This window comes from Shewanella sp. ISTPL2, from assembly GCF_013283205.1.
Classification (GTDB): Bacteria; Pseudomonadota; Gammaproteobacteria; order Enterobacterales; family Shewanellaceae; genus Shewanella; species Shewanella oncorhynchi.
Genome location: NZ_JAAPAV010000001.1, coordinates 4,792,797 through 4,810,047 on the forward strand (window position 1 = coordinate 4,792,797; position 17,251 = coordinate 4,810,047).

At 47.9% G+C, this 17,251-nt stretch carries 14 protein-coding genes; 1 reads left to right on the top strand and 13 read right to left on the bottom strand.

All coding sequences use genetic code 11. The annotated features are described in order from the left end of the window. Nucleotides 1–2 precede the first annotated feature (2 nt). The 13 genes from HUB64_RS21390 to HUB64_RS21450 all read right to left on the bottom strand — a co-directional run bounded on the left by HUB64_RS21390 (nt 3) and on the right by HUB64_RS21450 (nt 14,939). Nucleotides 3–1,052, bottom strand: a complete 1,050-nt coding sequence (locus tag HUB64_RS21390) for an efflux RND transporter periplasmic adaptor subunit (RefSeq protein ID WP_173497824.1) — start codon at nt 1,050–1,052, stop codon at nt 3–5. Nucleotides 1,053–1,078: 26 nt separating this feature from the next. Further along, entirely contained in the window at nt 1,079–1,720 is a 642-nt protein-coding gene (locus HUB64_RS21395) for a nickel transporter (protein ID WP_105250717.1), read from the bottom strand. Between the two features lie 39 nt (nt 1,721–1,759). After that, entirely contained in the window at nt 1,760–3,946 is a 2,187-nt protein-coding gene (locus HUB64_RS21400) for a TonB-dependent siderophore receptor (RefSeq protein ID WP_173497825.1), read from the bottom strand. A gap of 402 nt (nt 3,947–4,348) precedes the next feature. Next, nucleotides 4,349–5,596 (bottom strand): glutamate-5-semialdehyde dehydrogenase, encoded by a 1,248-nt coding sequence (locus tag HUB64_RS21405; RefSeq protein WP_168826177.1) that lies wholly within the window; start codon nt 5,594–5,596, stop codon nt 4,349–4,351. Nucleotides 5,597–5,644: 48 nt separating this feature from the next. After that, on the bottom strand, nt 5,645–6,745 hold the full coding sequence (gene proB / locus HUB64_RS21410) for a glutamate 5-kinase (RefSeq protein WP_105250714.1): 1,101 nt from the start codon (nt 6,743–6,745) through the stop codon (nt 5,645–5,647). A gap of 11 nt (nt 6,746–6,756) precedes the next feature. Beyond that, nucleotides 6,757–8,253, bottom strand: a complete 1,497-nt coding sequence (putP, locus tag HUB64_RS21415) for a sodium/proline symporter PutP (protein WP_168826179.1) — start codon at nt 8,251–8,253, stop codon at nt 6,757–6,759. Nucleotides 8,254–8,256: 3 nt separating this feature from the next. Further along, the gene (locus HUB64_RS21420; protein ID WP_168826181.1) at nt 8,257–8,433 is read right to left on the bottom strand and encodes a hypothetical protein; all 177 of its coding nucleotides are present in this window, start codon (nt 8,431–8,433) and stop codon (nt 8,257–8,259) included. 163 nt (nt 8,434–8,596) lie between these two features. Continuing rightward, a complete protein-coding gene (locus tag HUB64_RS21425) occupies nt 8,597–10,669 on the bottom strand; it encodes an FUSC family protein (protein WP_173497826.1) in 2,073 nt (690 codons plus the stop codon). Nucleotides 10,670–10,674: 5 nt separating this feature from the next. Further along, entirely contained in the window at nt 10,675–11,538 is an 864-nt protein-coding gene (locus tag HUB64_RS21430) for an HlyD family secretion protein (RefSeq protein ID WP_173497827.1), read from the bottom strand. 6 nt (nt 11,539–11,544) lie between these two features. Beyond that, on the bottom strand, nt 11,545–11,745 hold the full coding sequence (locus HUB64_RS21435; protein ID WP_173248380.1) for a DUF1656 domain-containing protein: 201 nt from the start codon (nt 11,743–11,745) through the stop codon (nt 11,545–11,547). 181 nt (nt 11,746–11,926) lie between these two features. Further along, entirely contained in the window at nt 11,927–13,282 is a 1,356-nt protein-coding gene (gorA, locus tag HUB64_RS21440) for a glutathione-disulfide reductase (RefSeq protein WP_173497828.1), read from the bottom strand. Between the two features lie 146 nt (nt 13,283–13,428). After that, nucleotides 13,429–13,995, bottom strand: a complete 567-nt coding sequence (locus HUB64_RS21445) for a hypothetical protein (RefSeq protein ID WP_173497954.1) — start codon at nt 13,993–13,995, stop codon at nt 13,429–13,431. A 152-nt stretch (nt 13,996–14,147) separates the two neighbouring features. Continuing rightward, nucleotides 14,148–14,939: a hypothetical protein gene (locus HUB64_RS21450; protein ID WP_173497829.1), complete on the bottom strand. Its 792-nt coding sequence runs from the start codon at nt 14,937–14,939 to the stop codon at nt 14,148–14,150. A gap of 269 nt (nt 14,940–15,208) precedes the next feature. Between HUB64_RS21450 and prlC the strand changes: the two genes are divergently transcribed. Then, on the top strand, nt 15,209–17,248 hold the full coding sequence (prlC, locus tag HUB64_RS21455; protein WP_173248372.1) for an oligopeptidase A: 2,040 nt from the start codon (nt 15,209–15,211) through the stop codon (nt 17,246–17,248). Nucleotides 17,249–17,251: the final 3 nt, after the last annotated feature.

Consider the following 17,251-nt stretch of genomic DNA (forward strand, 5'->3'; position numbering starts at 1 on the left):
CACTAACCTCCTACAGCAGAGTTGAGTACAGAGACTGGCTGTTGGTCTTGTAGGCTCTCGTTACCTCGGATCACTACGGGCGCATCTTTGGGTAATGGGCTAAGGATTTCAATCCCGATGGCGCTCGTATGGCCCACTTGAACGGTATGCCGTTGGGCTATGTTGTTTTGCACGGTAAAGACACTGAACTGGCCGTCGGGGTGACGGACTAGCGCATCTTGCGGCACGACAACACTGTGTTGCGCCCGCTGTAAGTGGAAGGTCGCAGTGGCCGATGTGCCGGGCATCAAAAGTCCACTCGCATCAGGAATGGTTAAGCGCACCAAGAAGCTGCGAGCATTGTGGTCGCTCACGGGGACGAGTGCATTCACATGGCCGATAAACTGCTGTTCAGGCATCATATCTGCAGCAATATCGACTTGAGTTGCAGTGGCTATATTTTGGAACATTTCCTGTGGGACTTGAATATCGAGCCAGAGCTGTTCTTGGGATACTAAGGTGAAGATTTCAGTGCCAACATTAACCCACTCACCGGTTTCAGTTTGTTTGCTTGAAATCACTCCCGCAAACGGCGCGATCAGTTGGTGGCGGGCGACCACCTCTTTTTGGTGTGCTAATGCTGCCGTTAAACTCTGCAGATTAGCTTCGGCTTCGGTTAACGCCGCTTGACGAATCGCGCGCTCAGTTTCGGGGAATAATTGCTGAGAACTGAGTGTTTGCGCTTCGGTGAGGAGTCGCTGTTTTTCTAGCAGCATGGTCTTAGCGGCCATTACACCGGCTTGACGCTGTGCTAATTGATGTACGGCTAAGGTGTCATCGAGTGCGAGCAAAGGCTGGCCAGCGGTAACGTTAGAGCCCGCATCGACCAGTACTTTGGCGACTAGGCCATCGGTACGTGCCGATAAGCGGGCTACCCGTGCGGATTTAATGGAGCCACTGAGTGGCAAAAGTTCATTGGTACTGCCTGTTTGGGGCAAGGCGACTGTTACAGGTGCTGTGCTTGCGTGTACTGCAGAACACAGCATGTATAAACCTATCATTAAATAACGCACGTTAACTCCATCTCACTATAAGATTATTACTGAGTGATAAAACTCGTGGTGGTGATGTGTAAAACGCTATCAACCTCGTTGCCTGCGAGTGTTTGTTTACCTTCTGTAGTGTGATTACTGACGAGTAAGTAGCGGCCCGCATCTGGGGTATCGAGGGCGAATTTACCTTGGGCATCGGTGGTGAAAGATTTACTCCAAAAACCGGGGCGATAAACTTGTACTGGATGATTCACCAGTGGTGCGCCTTTATAGCTAAGCACAAACTCGGGAACGCCTGACTTTACTGGCGTAAATTCAAAATCTTGCAGCGCTTTTGTGTGTTCTTGTCCCGTGCGGGCATAGAGTATTGCGGCCTGCAATCCGGTCTCAGTTTTCCATGGTTGCCACGCGGTATCGGCATAGAAACTGATGTCACTCTTGCTATCTTGGGTTTTGACCAGTAGATGATCGGCCTGCGCTGTGGCGGTTAACGGTGTCTTGGCATTGGCGGCGAAAATACGCGCCGCGCTTAACGATGCTAACTCTTCTGCCGAAGCTTGCTCTGAACCCGGTTCGCCAAATTGCACTTTAACCGAACCATCGTTATTACGCTCAAGCCATACTTCATGTGCTTGAGCCGAAAAAGCGATACCGCCGAGTAAAGTGAGTATTACAAGTGCTTGTTTCATTTGATTATCCTTAATGTTATTTCGGGTTAGGGCTATGTTTTAGAGCGTCCAACGTAGTGACAGTGTGGCATTACGTGGTTCGCCAAAGTCGGCGTAACCCCAGAGTGAACGGTTGTAGTTCTTGTCGAAAATATTGTTAATGTTCAATTGCATAGAAATAGAAGGTGTGATTTGGTAGCCAAACATTAAGTCAACGAGTGAGTAGGCGGATTGTGTTTGGCGGTAAGCCACATTCGGCGCGCCATCGACACCCCAAATAGTGCCTTGATAGAAGGTGCTGCTCTGCCAGCGCCAGCTCGCACCTGCAGTAATGCCCGGTAGAATATCTTCAAAGTTATATTTAGTGGTGAGTTTGAAGATATCTTCGGGCAGATAAGTTTGACGACGTAGGCCATCTTTATCTTCTGCATTGTTGTGGGTATAACCACCGCTGATATCCCATAAGTCGGTAAGACGTCCGGCAATTTCTAACTCATAGCCTTTGGTGGTAATCCCATCCACACTTTCGTAGATAGAGTCACCGGAAGGTAGCTGACCTTTCCCTGCATATTCGGGTTCGTTGTCTTTATTGGTTTCGTAGACGGCGGCTGACATGTTTAGCGTGTCATCGAACAGCGCGACCTTGACGCCGCCTTCGACGTTTGTGCCTTCTGCAGGTTCGAGCAGTTGGCCATCTTCACCAAAATAGGTGCCAGGTTTGAAGATTTCAGTACGGCTAGCGTAGACAGCGATCTGCTCGGTCACATCGTAGACTAGGCCGTAGTAGGGGATGAAAATACCGGTTTTTTCCATGGTTGCATCTGTGCTGTTACCCACGAGATCATGCTTTTCATAGGACCAGTTACTTACGCGTCCACCGACCATTAATTTCAGTGAATCCAACAGATTGACACGGACAGTGCCGTAAACACCCGATTGGCTTTGCTCATTGGTTTGGCCATTGGTGGGTGAATTAGGAATATTAGGCTTGGGGTAATTGCCCTGATCCGCGACGTTATAGCGACGTTGGGGGGCGGAGTTCGTGTTGATGTTATCGAACTCGTTGTCACCATAGTTAAAACCGATCACAGCGCTATGTTCACGGCCGAGTAAGTCGAAGTTACCCGTTGCATACAGGTTGAAACTGTTGGTATCGGATTCACGATCATGTTGGGCTGCATAGGTATCGCCCCAAGGGCCAACAAATTCGCCGGTTGATTTGACGATATAATCGCCAGGGTAAAAGGCCAATGCGTCTATGGTGGCGTTGGCGATACGATAGGCACTGACGAGTGACCAGTCGTTATCGAATCTATGTTTAAATTCGGCCATGAGACTCTTTTGGGTCACGTCCCAATGGGTCCAGTCCTGTGAGCTAGAGTAGTTGCGGCCAAAATCGACAGCTGTGCCATCGGTATAAAATGCGGGATTAGAGTTCCAGTTATACACACCGTCGGTTTGTGATTTTTGATAGTCCGCAAACAGCGACAAGCTAGCATCTGTGCCGAGACTCGTTTCAACTACGCCATAGAGCACTGTGGTATCGCGTTGATAGCGATCGATAAAAGAATCGCCTTTCTTCACTGCACTTACGAATCGACCTTTCACATTGCCCGAATCCGTTAGCCAGCCAGAAACATCGGCCTCAAGTCTATAGGTATTCCATGAGCCATAACTTGCACTTGCCGTGGCACGGGTGTCATCCGTTGGACGTTTACGAATAAAATTAACCGTGGCAGAAGGTTCACCTAAACCGCTTAAAATCCCTGCCGCCCCTTTTAATACTTCAACCCGTTCGGCAATCACAGGGTCTAAACCTTGATCAATTGAGCCGCTGTAAACATGGGATGAAGAGGTTGTGATTAAGCCGTCAATTTGCACCCCGCTGTCGAGTGCATAACCGCGCACGAATATCTGACTATTTTCAGAGGCATCGCCCACCATAGTGACGCCAGGAGTGTGATTTAACACTGACTCCATAGTGACCAAACCTTTGTCACTGATCATCTCTTCGGTAATCAAAGTGACGCTTTGTGGGGTTTCTTGGAGTGACATAGACAAACCCGTGGCGCTATTCATTGCCGCGCGGGTGTATGTTCCTACCACGTTCAATCTTTCTATCTGTTCTGTATCTTTTTTCTCATCTTGCTTAGGGTCAGTATTGGCTTGAACCGTCAGAGTAAGTGTGCTGAGAAGTACAGGGATCAATGGCGAGCGCCAAGACGTTAAAACAGATAGGGGAGGCATGGTATTTCAATCCTTTCAGGCGATTTCAGATTAAATAATGATTGGTGATCCTGAGTGCAAACAAAGTGTTTAGGTGCAAATGAGAATCGATCGCATGATAGGTTTGTTTAAAATAAATGCAATATGCTCAATGTGTAAATTGTTTAAGCTGGGTTGTAACTTATTGGCGAATAGCTTGTCAGCGAGCTGTGATAAGCCGTCGCAGTGGGATCTGCACTTTTAGCGCATGCCTTACTATAACTCGGTTTCAGGGCATTGACTGGGAACTCAGGCTGTTGTGGTTCGAGTCAATTTAGCCAACAAAAAGGCCACAGTCGTTACTGACTGTGGCCTTTAATCTTTACAATTGAATCGAAATCCAACGGACTTGTTAAGCCTAAAAGTGTGATTTACAGCTTAGGTTTACGCCCGCACTTGGCCTGTGCCTGAGACTAAATACTTCTCAGCGGTCAAGGATTCGAGTCCCATTGGGCCATAGGCATGTAGCTTAGAGGTCGCGATGCCGATTTCTGCTCCAAGGCCGAGTTCGCTGCCGTCGGAGAAGCGCGAAGAGGCATTGACCATTACCACAGAAGCATCGACCGCACGTTGGAAGTGTGCGGCAGTGACTTCGTTTTCGGTGCAAATCACTTCGGTGTGCTGGCTACCAAAACGGGCAATATGTTGGATAGCATGGTCAAAGTGATCGACTTGGCGAATGGCAATTTCGAGATCTAAATACTCTTGGCCGAAATCGTCTTCTTCCATATACGTACAGTTTTCGAAGTAGCCACCGGCTTGAGTACAAGCGTTGATTTTAACCTTATGCTCGGCCAGCGCTTTGGCTACTTTAGGCAGGAATTGCGAGGCAATTTCTTGGTGTACTAATAGGGCTTCGAGGGCATTACATACGCCAGTGCGCTGGGTTTTACCATTGAGCAGTAAGTCCATAGCAATATCCAGATCGGCATCTTTATCGACGTATAAATGACACACGCCTTTAAAATGCTGGATCACTGGGATTTTACTGTTGTCAGTCACAAAGTTAATCAAGCCTTCACCGCCGCGGGGAATGATCACATCGATATAATCTCGTTGCTGCAGCAGTTCTAGCATGAGGGCGCGATCTGGGTCGGGCACTACTGTGATTAACGCCTCGGGCAAGCCGTATTGTTTCAATACGCTTTGCAAAATCGTGGCGATAATTTTACTGCTGTGCAGCGCCTCTTTACCACCGCGCAGGATCACGGCATTGCCGGATTTAAAGCACAGGGCACCCGCATCGGCGGTGACATTGGGGCGCGCTTCATAAATCATACAAACCACGCCCAATGGAACGCGCATCTTACTGATGGATAAACCATTAGGTCGTTGACCAATATAGCGTTCGTTGCCAATGGGATCGGGTAAGGCGGCGATGGTTTCAATGCCTACCGCCATAGCTTCGATACGCTCTGGCGTTAGCGTTAATCGGTCGAGCATGGCTGGGCCGACGTTATCGGCGGTCGCTCTGTGTAAGTCGATTAAATTTGCGCTTTGGATTTCATAGGACTTTTCGCGTAATGAGCGTGCCATATCGAGGAGTACAGTATTTTTAAGCTGTTCGTCAACTTGGGCGAGGATCAGAGCCGCTTTGGCAGCTTCTTGAGATAAATTTTTGATTAAAGTCATATTTACTCCGCTTAGATGTTTACTCGCTTAGTTTTATTCGGCTGATGCTTATTCGAGAATGGCGATGTTTTTCTCGGAAATAATCGGCCCAGTCTTTTGCTGAAATTCACTGGCAAACTCGCGATCGTCTTGGTCTGTGATAAAGCTAAGTAAACAACTGCTGTAATTGGATTTGGCCTTGGCCAATTTAGTGCCATCGTCTTTGCGTACTAAAATGGTGTCACCGACAGAAAAGTCCCCATTGATGGCAACGACATCGTCACTGGTCAATTGCTCGCTATGGATATCAAGGGCGATATTAAAGTCATTTTCAACAATGACTTCGCCTTGAGCCTGCGAGGTATGTGTCATCCAGTGCAAGTGATCCTGCATTGGCTTTTCATCGGGGGTAAATAAGGTTCCTGGGTTTTGGCCCTTCAACAATTGGTTGAATGAGTCGGCATCAAAACCATTGATAATAAAGGTTTCGATCCCGTGGGAAATCGCCTTCTTGGCGGCTTGTATCTTAGTCCGCATTCCCCCCGTACCGACGGCACTGCTAGCGCCGCCCGCCATGGCGTAGATCTCGGCATTAATCTCGGTAACCTGCTTGATAAGCTGTGCATCGGGATATTCATGGGGGTTTTGTGTGTAAAGCCCATTCACATCCGAACAGATAATCAGCGTATCGGCATCGGCCGCCGCGGCGACCATGGCCGAGAGATTATCGTTATCGCCAACTTTGAGCTTGTCGGCGGTGACGGCATCGTTCTCGTTGATGATAGGCAATAGCCCATGTTCGAGTAGGCTGAAAATCGTGTCTTTAATACTGATGTAACGATCTCGATTGCGTAAATCACCGTGGGTTAACAGTAGCTGTGCGGTTGGGAAATCAAATAACTTGTTCCATGTGGCCATCATATCGGCCTGACCCGCTGCTGCCATGGCTTTCTTCACTGTGACGCTCGGTTTATCAACCTCGCCAAAGTGATGCCATCCTGCAGCGACTGAGCCCGAAGAGACCAAGACAACTTGGATCCCTTGGGCACGACAATAAGTAATAAATTGGGCAATGCCGAGTAAGTAGTGACTGCTGCAACCTTGTTTGTGTGGAGCAATCAGGGCACTACCTACCTTAACGACAATGCGTTTCCAGGGTAAGTCAGTCATACCTGCGCGCCTCATCTGTCTTCGGCTAAAACACGGCCAGCCTTATGGAATAATTTAGTGGTTTTGGCACAGGGATCAGTATCGAGTAACGAGACTATCCAAATCACCACACTGCTCACGGCAAAGCCGGGGATCATCTCATACACCACTGTGGTTAAAGCTTTACCGTCAGCAAGTACTGGTGCATAAATCCAAAACAGCACTGTGGCTGCGCCTGACACTATGCCGGCAATCGCGGCTTTGTGGGTTAGGTTAGCTTTATACAAGCTAAACAAGACTAACGGACCGAAGGCTGCACCGAATCCTGCCCATGCATTACTCACCAGTGATAGCACACTGCTAGAGCGGTCAAGCGCCAGTAGACTTGCGACAATTGCCACGCCAGCTACGCCAAAACGTCCCATTTTCACCATGTCTTTTTCGCTAGATTCTTTCTTCGAGATCACGCGATAGATATCTTCCGTTAGCGAGCTTGATGACACTAATAGTTGCGATGAAATAGTGCTCATGATCGCGGCCAGAATTGCGGCTAATAAGAAGCCACTAATGATCGGATGGAACAACAACTCAGAAAACACGATAAAGATGGTTTCAGGATCGGTCAGCTTCATGCCAAATTTATTGGCGTAAGCGATGCCGACAAGGCCAGTTGCCAGTGCACCCACAATGGTCACTGTCATCCAGCCCATACCTATGTGTCTGGCGGTTTTAATGTCAGCGACTGAACGAATTGCCATAAAGCGGACAATAATATGTGGTTGGCCAAAGTAACCGAGTCCCCAAGATAAGCTTGAGATAAGCCCTAACATAGTGACGTTCTGCATGGCATCGGTGAAGTGTGGAATCGATTGATACGCAAAGTTCAGCATAGTGTCAGCGCTGGTAAACTCTTGATATGCCACCACAGGCACTAAGATTAAAGCGACAAACATGATACAGCCTTGGACAAAGTCAGTGAGGCTCACTGCTAAGAATCCGCCCAACAAGGTATAAGAAACCACTACGCCGAGGGTGACGACTAAACCTATGTCGTAGTTCAGGCCAAATGCTGACTCAAATAACTTACCGCCAGCCACTAAACCCGCTGAGGTATACAAGGTAAAGAAGATCACAATGATCACGGCCGAGATAATTCGGATACTGCTGTTGGCATTGCCGAAGCGTTTAGCAAAAAACTCCGGGATAGTGAGGGCGTTATCCGCGACTTCGGTATAGACCCTTAATTTGGGTGCAACGACCAAGTAATTAATTAGAGCACCAATCAATAGTCCAAGTGCGATGTAAATGGTTTCGAAACCAACCAAAAACATTGCGCCGGGAAGACCCATTAGCATCCAGCCACTCATATCAGATGCACCCGCTGAGAGTGCGGTGACCTGTGGGCTCACCTTGCGGCCGCCCAAAATATAGCCGGATACATCGCTGGTGGATTTTTTATAGGCGAATAAGCCAATAGCAAGCATGGCGATAAAGTAAATCGCTAAGGAAACGTAAGCCAGGTAATTCATGGGTTATTTGTCTCCTAACGCTTTGTTATTTTGAATAATACTCGGTTTCAAAATGACAAAGAGATAGGTGCTTAATATTGCGCATAAACACATAAACTGCATTGTTTCCTTGGCGTGTAATCGGGTAAAGCTTGCTACTTGCGAGATAAGATTTTCCTCTGGTGGGTTCTCCGTAGACATAATTGCTCCTTGGTTGATAATTGAATTTATATCACCAATATAGTTAGTGATCTAATTATATTAAGGCATTTTATCGGCCAAATATCAAGCTTCTATTGGATTTAAATGGTTTTGGCGGCGGTGCGAGAGTGGCTTTGGGGGCGGAAAATAGTTTGAGAACTGACTATTTTTCAGAGGTGTTTTTCTGCTCGGCGATACTGTGGGCAGTACGTTCGAAGGTTAAGGTGATGCGTTCAAACATCCCAGTAATCAGAGTGAATTGTTCGTGGGGTAACGGGCATTGCGCCAGCGCTTGTAATAAGGCTTCGCTGCTGATGTTAAACTCTTCTGCGACTTGGCCGTGGGCGCAGGCGATAAATGCCTGACCTAAATTGTGTTGCCAGAGGTTGAGTGCATTTTCTAAGCCTAAGTCTGAGTGCGTATCTGAAATCCCCTGCAACATGCGCCGCATTCGAATCGACACATGGCCTAGATTCAGTGCAGTGAACACCAGATCGGTAAATACCCTCGAACTCTTGCCCGAGCCTTTTTCGTAACTGGCTATCCGCAGCAGTCGATCGCCCATGCGGGCGTTAAACCAAGGCTCAGGATCATCATGCTGCGCGATATGCACTAGATCTTTTTGGATAGATTGCAGCAGACGATATTGCATCAGCCGCTGGCTAGGTTCGGTAATCAATTTAAACAACCAATACAGCACAGTAACGCCAACAAAAATCGCTAAGGCATTGCTGACAGTGTTTTCTATCGCAAATGAAATGGTATTACTGGGCTGTACTAATACCGCAAACGGCACGCAAATCCCGAGCCCATAGGGCAAGGTCGGTCGATTCGCTAAGGCGAGTAGCCCAATAAAAAAGGGGCCTGCGAGCACTAAAATGAGGATTTCGAAATCGCCGCTACTCTCTGCCAGCAAAGGTAAAGCGTAAAACACTGTGAGGGGCACAGCGATAGTGATACCAACAAGAATACGGCGCAAAATCGTGGTTAGCATCGGCAGTGGCTGGCGCGCCATCATGATGGAAAAGACTACAGGCATCAGGATCATCATGAGTACCGCACTCGACCCTGTGCCGATCCACAGCGAAGCCCCAATGACAAATACCGCCATGCTGCGTAGACCGGTCGTAAACCCTATCAGTGGATCTCGGTGAAATTCCATTGGCGGCGCGTTGAGTTGTACCGCAGAATTGCTTGTCAGTACGTTATAACTCTTGAGCACCATGATCAGATCGGCGCTTAACTCCATCGCAACTTTGAGTAAGCGAGTCTCTAATGGGTTTCGGTCGCGGTATTGCATCAGGTTTTGTTGGAGTTGATACCTTAAAGTACGCGCCATTTTGTAGCATTCTTGGTCATCAGTGGATTGCGCCATCAGGGTAAAACTGCTGCGCATATTGGCTAAGGTTTTCGCGAGCGGTTCGCTGACCAGATGGGAATGATTACGTTGTAGTCGGCCAAATATTTGGATTGCCGCCAACAGCGAAAGGGTTTTATTGCAGAGAAAGTTCGCCGCATGGCTCTGCCCGCGTCCTTCGGGGCCTTCATAAATCACTGCGCTGGAGTCGTCACTCAGCGCCGATACTGATTCCATAATAGTGTCGATATGTTCATGGCGACTCGCATGTTCCCCCTGTAAATCGAGTTCTAATGCAAGATAGTTAAGCGTATGATTAATGGTGTTTTTAGCATGCAATTGCAGACTATGTTTTACCTTGGTCGGCCAAAGTAGCGAGCTGACCAAGACGGCGCATATCGCCCCGACGACAATCTCGCTGATCCTCGACTGTGCCACATCGAATATTTTTGCACTATCGGCCGTGCTTGGGCTCGCCATCACAATGAGCACTATCAAGCAGGCTGTCATGCCCGCCATGGCAAAGGCATAGACAAAGTTTTGCTGGCGAACCATGGCCGACAACCCAGAATTTAGCCCTATCCAGCAGGCGAGTAATCCTAAGGCGAGTTCGGGATAGGGCGTAAACCCGTTGAGTATGGCAATCCCCGCGAGCGCGCCGACTAAGGTGCCGCCGATTTGGCATAAGCCCTTTTCGATCACGAGCCCGCTTTCGGGGCGGATTTGCAGAAATACCGCCGACACCAGCGCCCAATATGGCCGTTCTAAATTTAAGAACATGGCCACATATAAGGCGAGCGCCATCGAGATCACGCCTTTAATCGCGAAGATGATGGTTCGTCGGTCAGGAAAAAATAAACTCTTAAGTAACAGCGTCATAATGACTATTTGTCAGTCTGTAGCTGGATGGAAACTGTCATGCCGACGCTCAGCTCTATGTCCTTAGGAATGCTGTCTAGCTGGATATCGACCGGAATACGTTGTGACAATCTCACCCAATTAAAGGTTTGGCCGATTTGCGGCAATAACTGCCCATTAGTGGTGACATTGGTATTGGCAATCGCCTTACCTATGCTGACCACTTTTCCGTGCAAGAAATGGCCGCCACTCATTAGGCTGACATCGGCGTTTTGACCTATGTGAACCAAGGGGATTTTGGTTTCTTCAAAATAGCCTGTGATATAGAGAGAGTCTTGTTTGACCAGCGAAAATACCGAGTTGCCTTTGCTGACATAGTTGCCATTACGCAGGCTTAAATTGATCAGGGTGCCATTTTCAGGGGCGTGAATTTGCGTCCGCGCTAAGTCAATTTTGGCGGTATTCAATTGTGCCTGTGCGAGTTCATAACTGGTTCTTGCCAGTTCGGTATTGATAAAGGCTTCGTCGAAGGTTTCTTTGCTGACTAAGTTGGCGTTGGTCAAACCGATACGGCGTTTGTATTTATGTTTTGCCAGTTCCCATGCCAATTTTTGGCTTTCTGCTTTGGCATTCAATTCGGCAATGGTGGCTTTGTAGCGGGTATCGTCCACTGTGAACAATACATCACCTTTATTAACGACTTGATTGTCTTTTACATTCAGTTGGTTTACCCAACCGGACACATCTGGCGCTATGGTAATTATTTCGGCGCGAACTCGGCCATCGCGGGTCCAAGGAGAATAAAGGTAGTGCGACCATATCCAATGTCCGGCGATACCAGCAATCGTGACCACAATAAGGGTGAGGCTGATACGAAAGATTTTTCCCATGAACAATCAACTCCCAAGCAAGTAAATGACCAAAGCCAGATAGCAGATAAACAGCCCAACTTCGAACCAAGCTGCGCGCCACAGCGTGTGATAGAGCCCAGTTTGATAGAGTACCAAGCGAGTGATGCAGGAAAGCAGAAAAGCTAAGGGGATAAAGATAATTAATGGACTAAATAACAAACCATCGAACGCGAGTTCTTTAAGCATTACGCTATTCATCCCGATAACAGTGGCGCAGCGATAACCGCGCTAGGTGTTTAAAATGCAAAGTACTCAGTCGAGATTATAGGAAAGTCGCGTGAGAGTTAATGGTTTTATACTATCTGTGATCAATTAGGGCCAGCATAAGCTGGCCCTAAATATGATGAAATCAAAGCGAAAATCGCTTCTACCTCATGGTAACAAACTCTTCGGCGCCCGTTGGGTGGATAGCAACGACCGCATCGAAATCGGCCTTAGTTGCACCCATTTTCATGGAGACGCCGAAACCTTGAAGGATTTCGTCCATACCAAAACCAATACCATGAATACCGACGACTTTTTCGTCCTTGCCAGCGCAGACTAGCTTCATCTTACAGGCTTGGCGATGGGCCGTAACGGCTGTGTACATTGAGGTAAACGTCGATGTATACACTTTGACGTTATCGTCGCCGTATTGAGTACGGGCTTCTGGTTCGGTCAAGCCCATAGTGCCGATAGGCGGATGGCTGAATACAACTGTTGGGATCAGGTTGTAATCCATTTTGGCATCTGTCATACCGTTAAATAAACGCTCGGACAACAAACGGCCCGCTTTAACCGCAACAGGAGTGAGCTCTACGCCGCCCGCCATAATGTCGCCGACACAGTAAATCCCTTTGTGAGTCGTATTTTGCTGCTCATCAGTGATGACATAGCCTTTGCTATCTAATTGCACTTCAGTATTTTCTAGGCCGATATTGCCTGTTGCAGGTGAGCGGCCAATTGCCCAAATCAAGCAATCGACTGTAATGCTTTCACCGTTTTCTAAGTTTAATGTCAGGCTGTCATCGGCATTTTTAACCACGGCTTTTGGCACGCTATGGGTGTGCAATGTTGGGCCTTCGGTTGCCATCGCATCGACGAGAGCATCGACTAATATAGGGTCAAAGTTACGCAGCGGCGCATGTTTACGCACTAATAAGTGAGTTTCACTGCCCAGAGCGTGTAACACGCCAGCGACTTCTACGGCGATATAACCCGCGCCAACAACGGCAACGCGCTTAGGTTGCTCGCGCAGGGCGAAGAAACCATCGGAATCGATACCGTATTGCGCGCCAGGAATGTTCGGAATCGTCGGCGCGCCGCCAGTGGCGATAAGGATGTGATCGGCAGTGTAATGTTCGCCGTCCACTTCGATGGTGTTGCCATCCACAAAACGGCCGTAGCCATTTAACAGCGTCACTTTGTTGTTGGCAAAACCACGGTCATAGGCATCGTGAATACGACCAATGTAGGCTTCGCGGTTTTCGACCAAAGTGTTCCAATCGAATTTATTAACAGTGACGTCGAAACCATAATCTTTGGCGTAAAGGTTCATCGCTTCGGCAACATGGGCGCCATACCACATGACTTTTTTGGGTACACAACCTACGTTTACACAGGTGCCACCCACGTGTTTGGCTTCGATGAGTAGAACCTTAGCACCACGCATTGCCGCTCGGTTTGCTGAGGCGATACCGCCGCTGCCTGCGCCTAGGCAGATATAGTCAAAATGTTGAGCCATGAGTTTCTCCGTCTTACTTCAAGGATGAGATGCTTTACAGCAGAATGTCATTGTAGGGGGCTTTGCGGTAACAGACCAGCCTATTGCATCATTAACGTATAAGGCATTGCTTTTAATAAAAATACTCCTAAAGTTGCTTTCAGTTGTTATCGCGTGGCTGTTTCGCGGCGATATTGGCACTTAGAGTGATCGTTTTGAGCTGGGCCTTCTGCACCACATTTTAAACACTGCCACTCTTTTTGGCGGGCGCTGAGTTCGTCGGCTTGATGTTTAGCAGCGTTATCTTGCTTGTCGCCGAGTAGGGACTCTAGCTGATCCATACGTTTATCGAGCCAACGGCAGTTAGGATCATTGGCGACATGTTCACGACTGGCGAGCTGTTGTTTGCGACTGAGTTTTTTACTCTTAGCGGCTTTGTTCGATTGAGTGGCTTTAGTTGATTTATTGGTTTTGGATGGCTCTGCGGGTGTGACAGTGGGGGGCGAATACTCGAATGCACTTTGCACTTGGTTAGGCACATTAATCGGCTTGCCCTCATTGTCGAGCAAAGTGCCTAGGGGCAAAGGCGCGGTTTGTGTCGGTTGCGCTAAGGATTCTAGACTCGGTTCAGGCTCAGATACCTGCTGCGCATTAGTCGAGCTTGTCACTGGGATAAAAAGCAGGAGCAAGGTAATGACAGCGGTTCGGATAAGATAGAAATGATGCGTTAACATTCCCTGTTCCTCGGCAAAATCGATATGAATAGTGAGTCGCTCCGTCGACATTTTGAGTTTAGTTAGTGAGCTTTGTTTTTGCCAAATGTCACGGGATAAATTGACAGAGGAAGGTTGCAATACAGCGCTAGAAACACAGAGCTAAAACGACGTTAAAACGTTATTGCAAAGTGGATGCCTGCATAGGTTTGATCCTGTGAACTCATATCGCCATTGGCTGAGGCTTCTTGCTCAATATCACTCTGGGCAATGCTGTGGCTAATGTGCCCGCTAATATTCATGCTTGGGGTCAGTTGATAATTCGCTTCGAGGCCAAACTGCAGGTTATTACTGCCATCGTGTTCTTCTGTGCGGTATTTAAAATCAAACCCTTGAGTGATATAGGGCGTGAGGCTGAACTGGTCTGTGATATTCCAATAACTGTGCAAACTCACTTCAACAAAGTAGCCTGCCGCTTCTGTGGAATAGACATAACTCACCGATGGTACCAACCAAGCTGTGGCGCTGTAGGCGAGTTCTGCAAATAGCTCGTTATCTTGGCAGCGGCTATTGCTATAGCCTTCAATGCGCTGATATCCCAAATTGGCCTCTAGGTTTTCGGCTAAGTTGAACCCATATTCAAGGCCGATATTCCACTCTGTATAGGCTTGGCTATCACCGCGTCCGACTAAGGCATAAGTGGTTAAGTTGCCGTGTTGAACAGCAGCATTGAGCCAATAAATACCCCCATTTTGCAAGTTATTGCGACCCTGTGAGACATATTTGCTGTCCCAACCTAAATCCAGCGTCACCGCCAAAGGTTCTGTTATCTGGCGGGGTAATATGGTGTTTGAAATACTATCGACTTGTTCTAGGCCCTCATTAGCAACTGCGTTGTGACTAAGGCAGTTGATCCCTAATGTGCAGAGGACGCTGGCGATAAGTTTCACTGAGTGTGTTGCCATATTTTTACTGATTTTGGTCGAGGTACGTTAGTTACGCAGATAATACCTTGCTCACATACAAACATTAATGCGAATTGATTCGATTTGCGATCGAGATTGCAACAATGTGTAGGTAAATAAAACGTAAATCCTAAATGCGAACTAGTTCACTTTTTTTCAGGGGAAATAGGGTTAAGTAAGGCGTTCGAAGGGGACAATCGGTTTTCTCGCCTTGATAAATAGGCCATTAGCCCTTATTTATAACAGATACAGATTGTTGAGGAGTCAATATGAGCAACCCTTTGCTTAGCGGCGCAAAATTACCGCTTTTTTCACAGATTAAACCGGAACATATTCAAGTCGCCGTTGAGCATGCCATTGCTCAGTGCCGCACTAAGATTGATGAAGTGCTGCAGAACCAAGGTCCTTTTACGTGGGACAACTTGGTCGCGCCATTAGAACAGGTTGACGATGAGCTAAGCCAAATTTGGTCGCCCGTTTCTCATATGAATTCAGTGACTAGCACAGATGAGTGGCGTGCCGCCCATGATGCTTGTTTACCTCTTTTATCGGAATACGGTACTTACGTTGGCCAACACCAAGGTTTGTATCAAGCCTATAAAGCGCTGCGAGCATCCAATGAATTTGCACAATTGAGCCAAGCGCAGCAGATGGTGATAGAGCACAGCCTGCGCGACTTTGAACTATCGGGTATTGGTTTAGATGACGCGCAAAAAGTGCGTTATGGCGAGATTGTAAAACGTCTTTCTGAACTCACCAGTGGTTTTTCGAATCAATTACTGGATGCGACGCAAGCTTGGACTAAGTTGATCACTGATGAAGCTGAGCTTGCTGGTTTGCCTGAGTCTGCCAAAGCCGCCGCTAAAGCGATGGCGCAGTCGCGTGAGCTAGAAGGTTGGTTATTTACCTTAGATTTTCCATCTTATCTACCCGTCATGACCTACAGCGAAAACCGCAGTCTTAGGGAAGAATGCTACCGTGCGTTTGTCACTCGCGCTTCAGATCAAGGTCCCAATGCCGGAGAGTTTGATAACAGCCCGCTGATGGACGAAATTCTTGCTTTGCGCCACGAACTCGCATTGTTACTCGGTTTTGACAGTTTTGCTGACAAATCCCTAGCGACGAAAATGGCTGAAACGCCGGCGCAGGTGATGGCATTTTTAAATGAATTAGCGCTGCGCTCAAAGGATCAAGCTAAGGCAGAACTGGCTGAGCTGAGAGCGTTTGCTGAGGCCGAATATGGCGTGACTGAAATGGCCTCTTGGGACTTAAGTTTCTATGCTGAGAAGTTGCAGCAGCATAAGTATGAGATTTCACAGGAAATCCTGCGTCCGTATTTCCCCGAAGATAAAGTGCTCTCGGGGTTGTTCTACACAGTATCGCGTTTGTTCGGCCTTAAAATCCTTGAGCAAAAGGATTTTGACCGATGGCATAAAGACGTGCGTTTCTTCGATATTTTCGACGAAACTGACGAACACAGAGGTAGTTTCTACCTCGATTTATATGCCCGCACAGGTAAACGTGGTGGTGCTTGGATGGATGACTGCCGTGTGCGCCGTCAAACCGCCAATGGATTACAAAAGCCAGTGGCTTATTTGACCTGTAACTTTAATGGTCCGGTCGATGGCAAACCTGCGCTGTTTACCCATGATGAAGTGACAACCCTGTTCCACGAATTTGGCCATGGTATCCACCACATGCTGACCAAAATCGATGTTGCAGGCGTGTCGGGTATCAATGGTGTGCCTTGGGATGCGGTCGAGTTACCAAGTCAATTTATGGAAAACTGGTGTTGGCAGGAAGAAGCATTAGCCGAAATTTCTGGCCACTTCGAAACGGGCGAGCCATTACCTAAAGCCTTGTTAGATAAAATGCTGGCGGCGAAAAACTTCCAGTCTGGCATGATGATGCTGCGCCAACTCGAGTTCTCGTTGTTCGATTTTAGAATGCACCACGAATACGACCCAGCTAAAGGCGCGTGCATTCAAGAAACCTTAGACGAAGTGCGTCGTCAGGTGGCCGTATTAACACCGCCGGATTTTAACCGTTTCCAACATGGATTTGCCCATATTTTTGCGGGCGGTTATGCCGCAGGTTATTACAGCTATAAATGGGCAGAAGTGCTGTCGGCGGATGCGTTTTCTCGCTTCGAAGAGGAAGGTATTTTCAACCCTGAAACGGGTCGTCGTTTCCTGCACAATATCCTCGAAATGGGTGGTTCAGCCGAGCCGATGGACTTGTTCAAACAGTTTATGGGACGCGAGCCGAATATCGATGCCCTGTTAAGACATTCAGGCATTGCTGCATAAGCA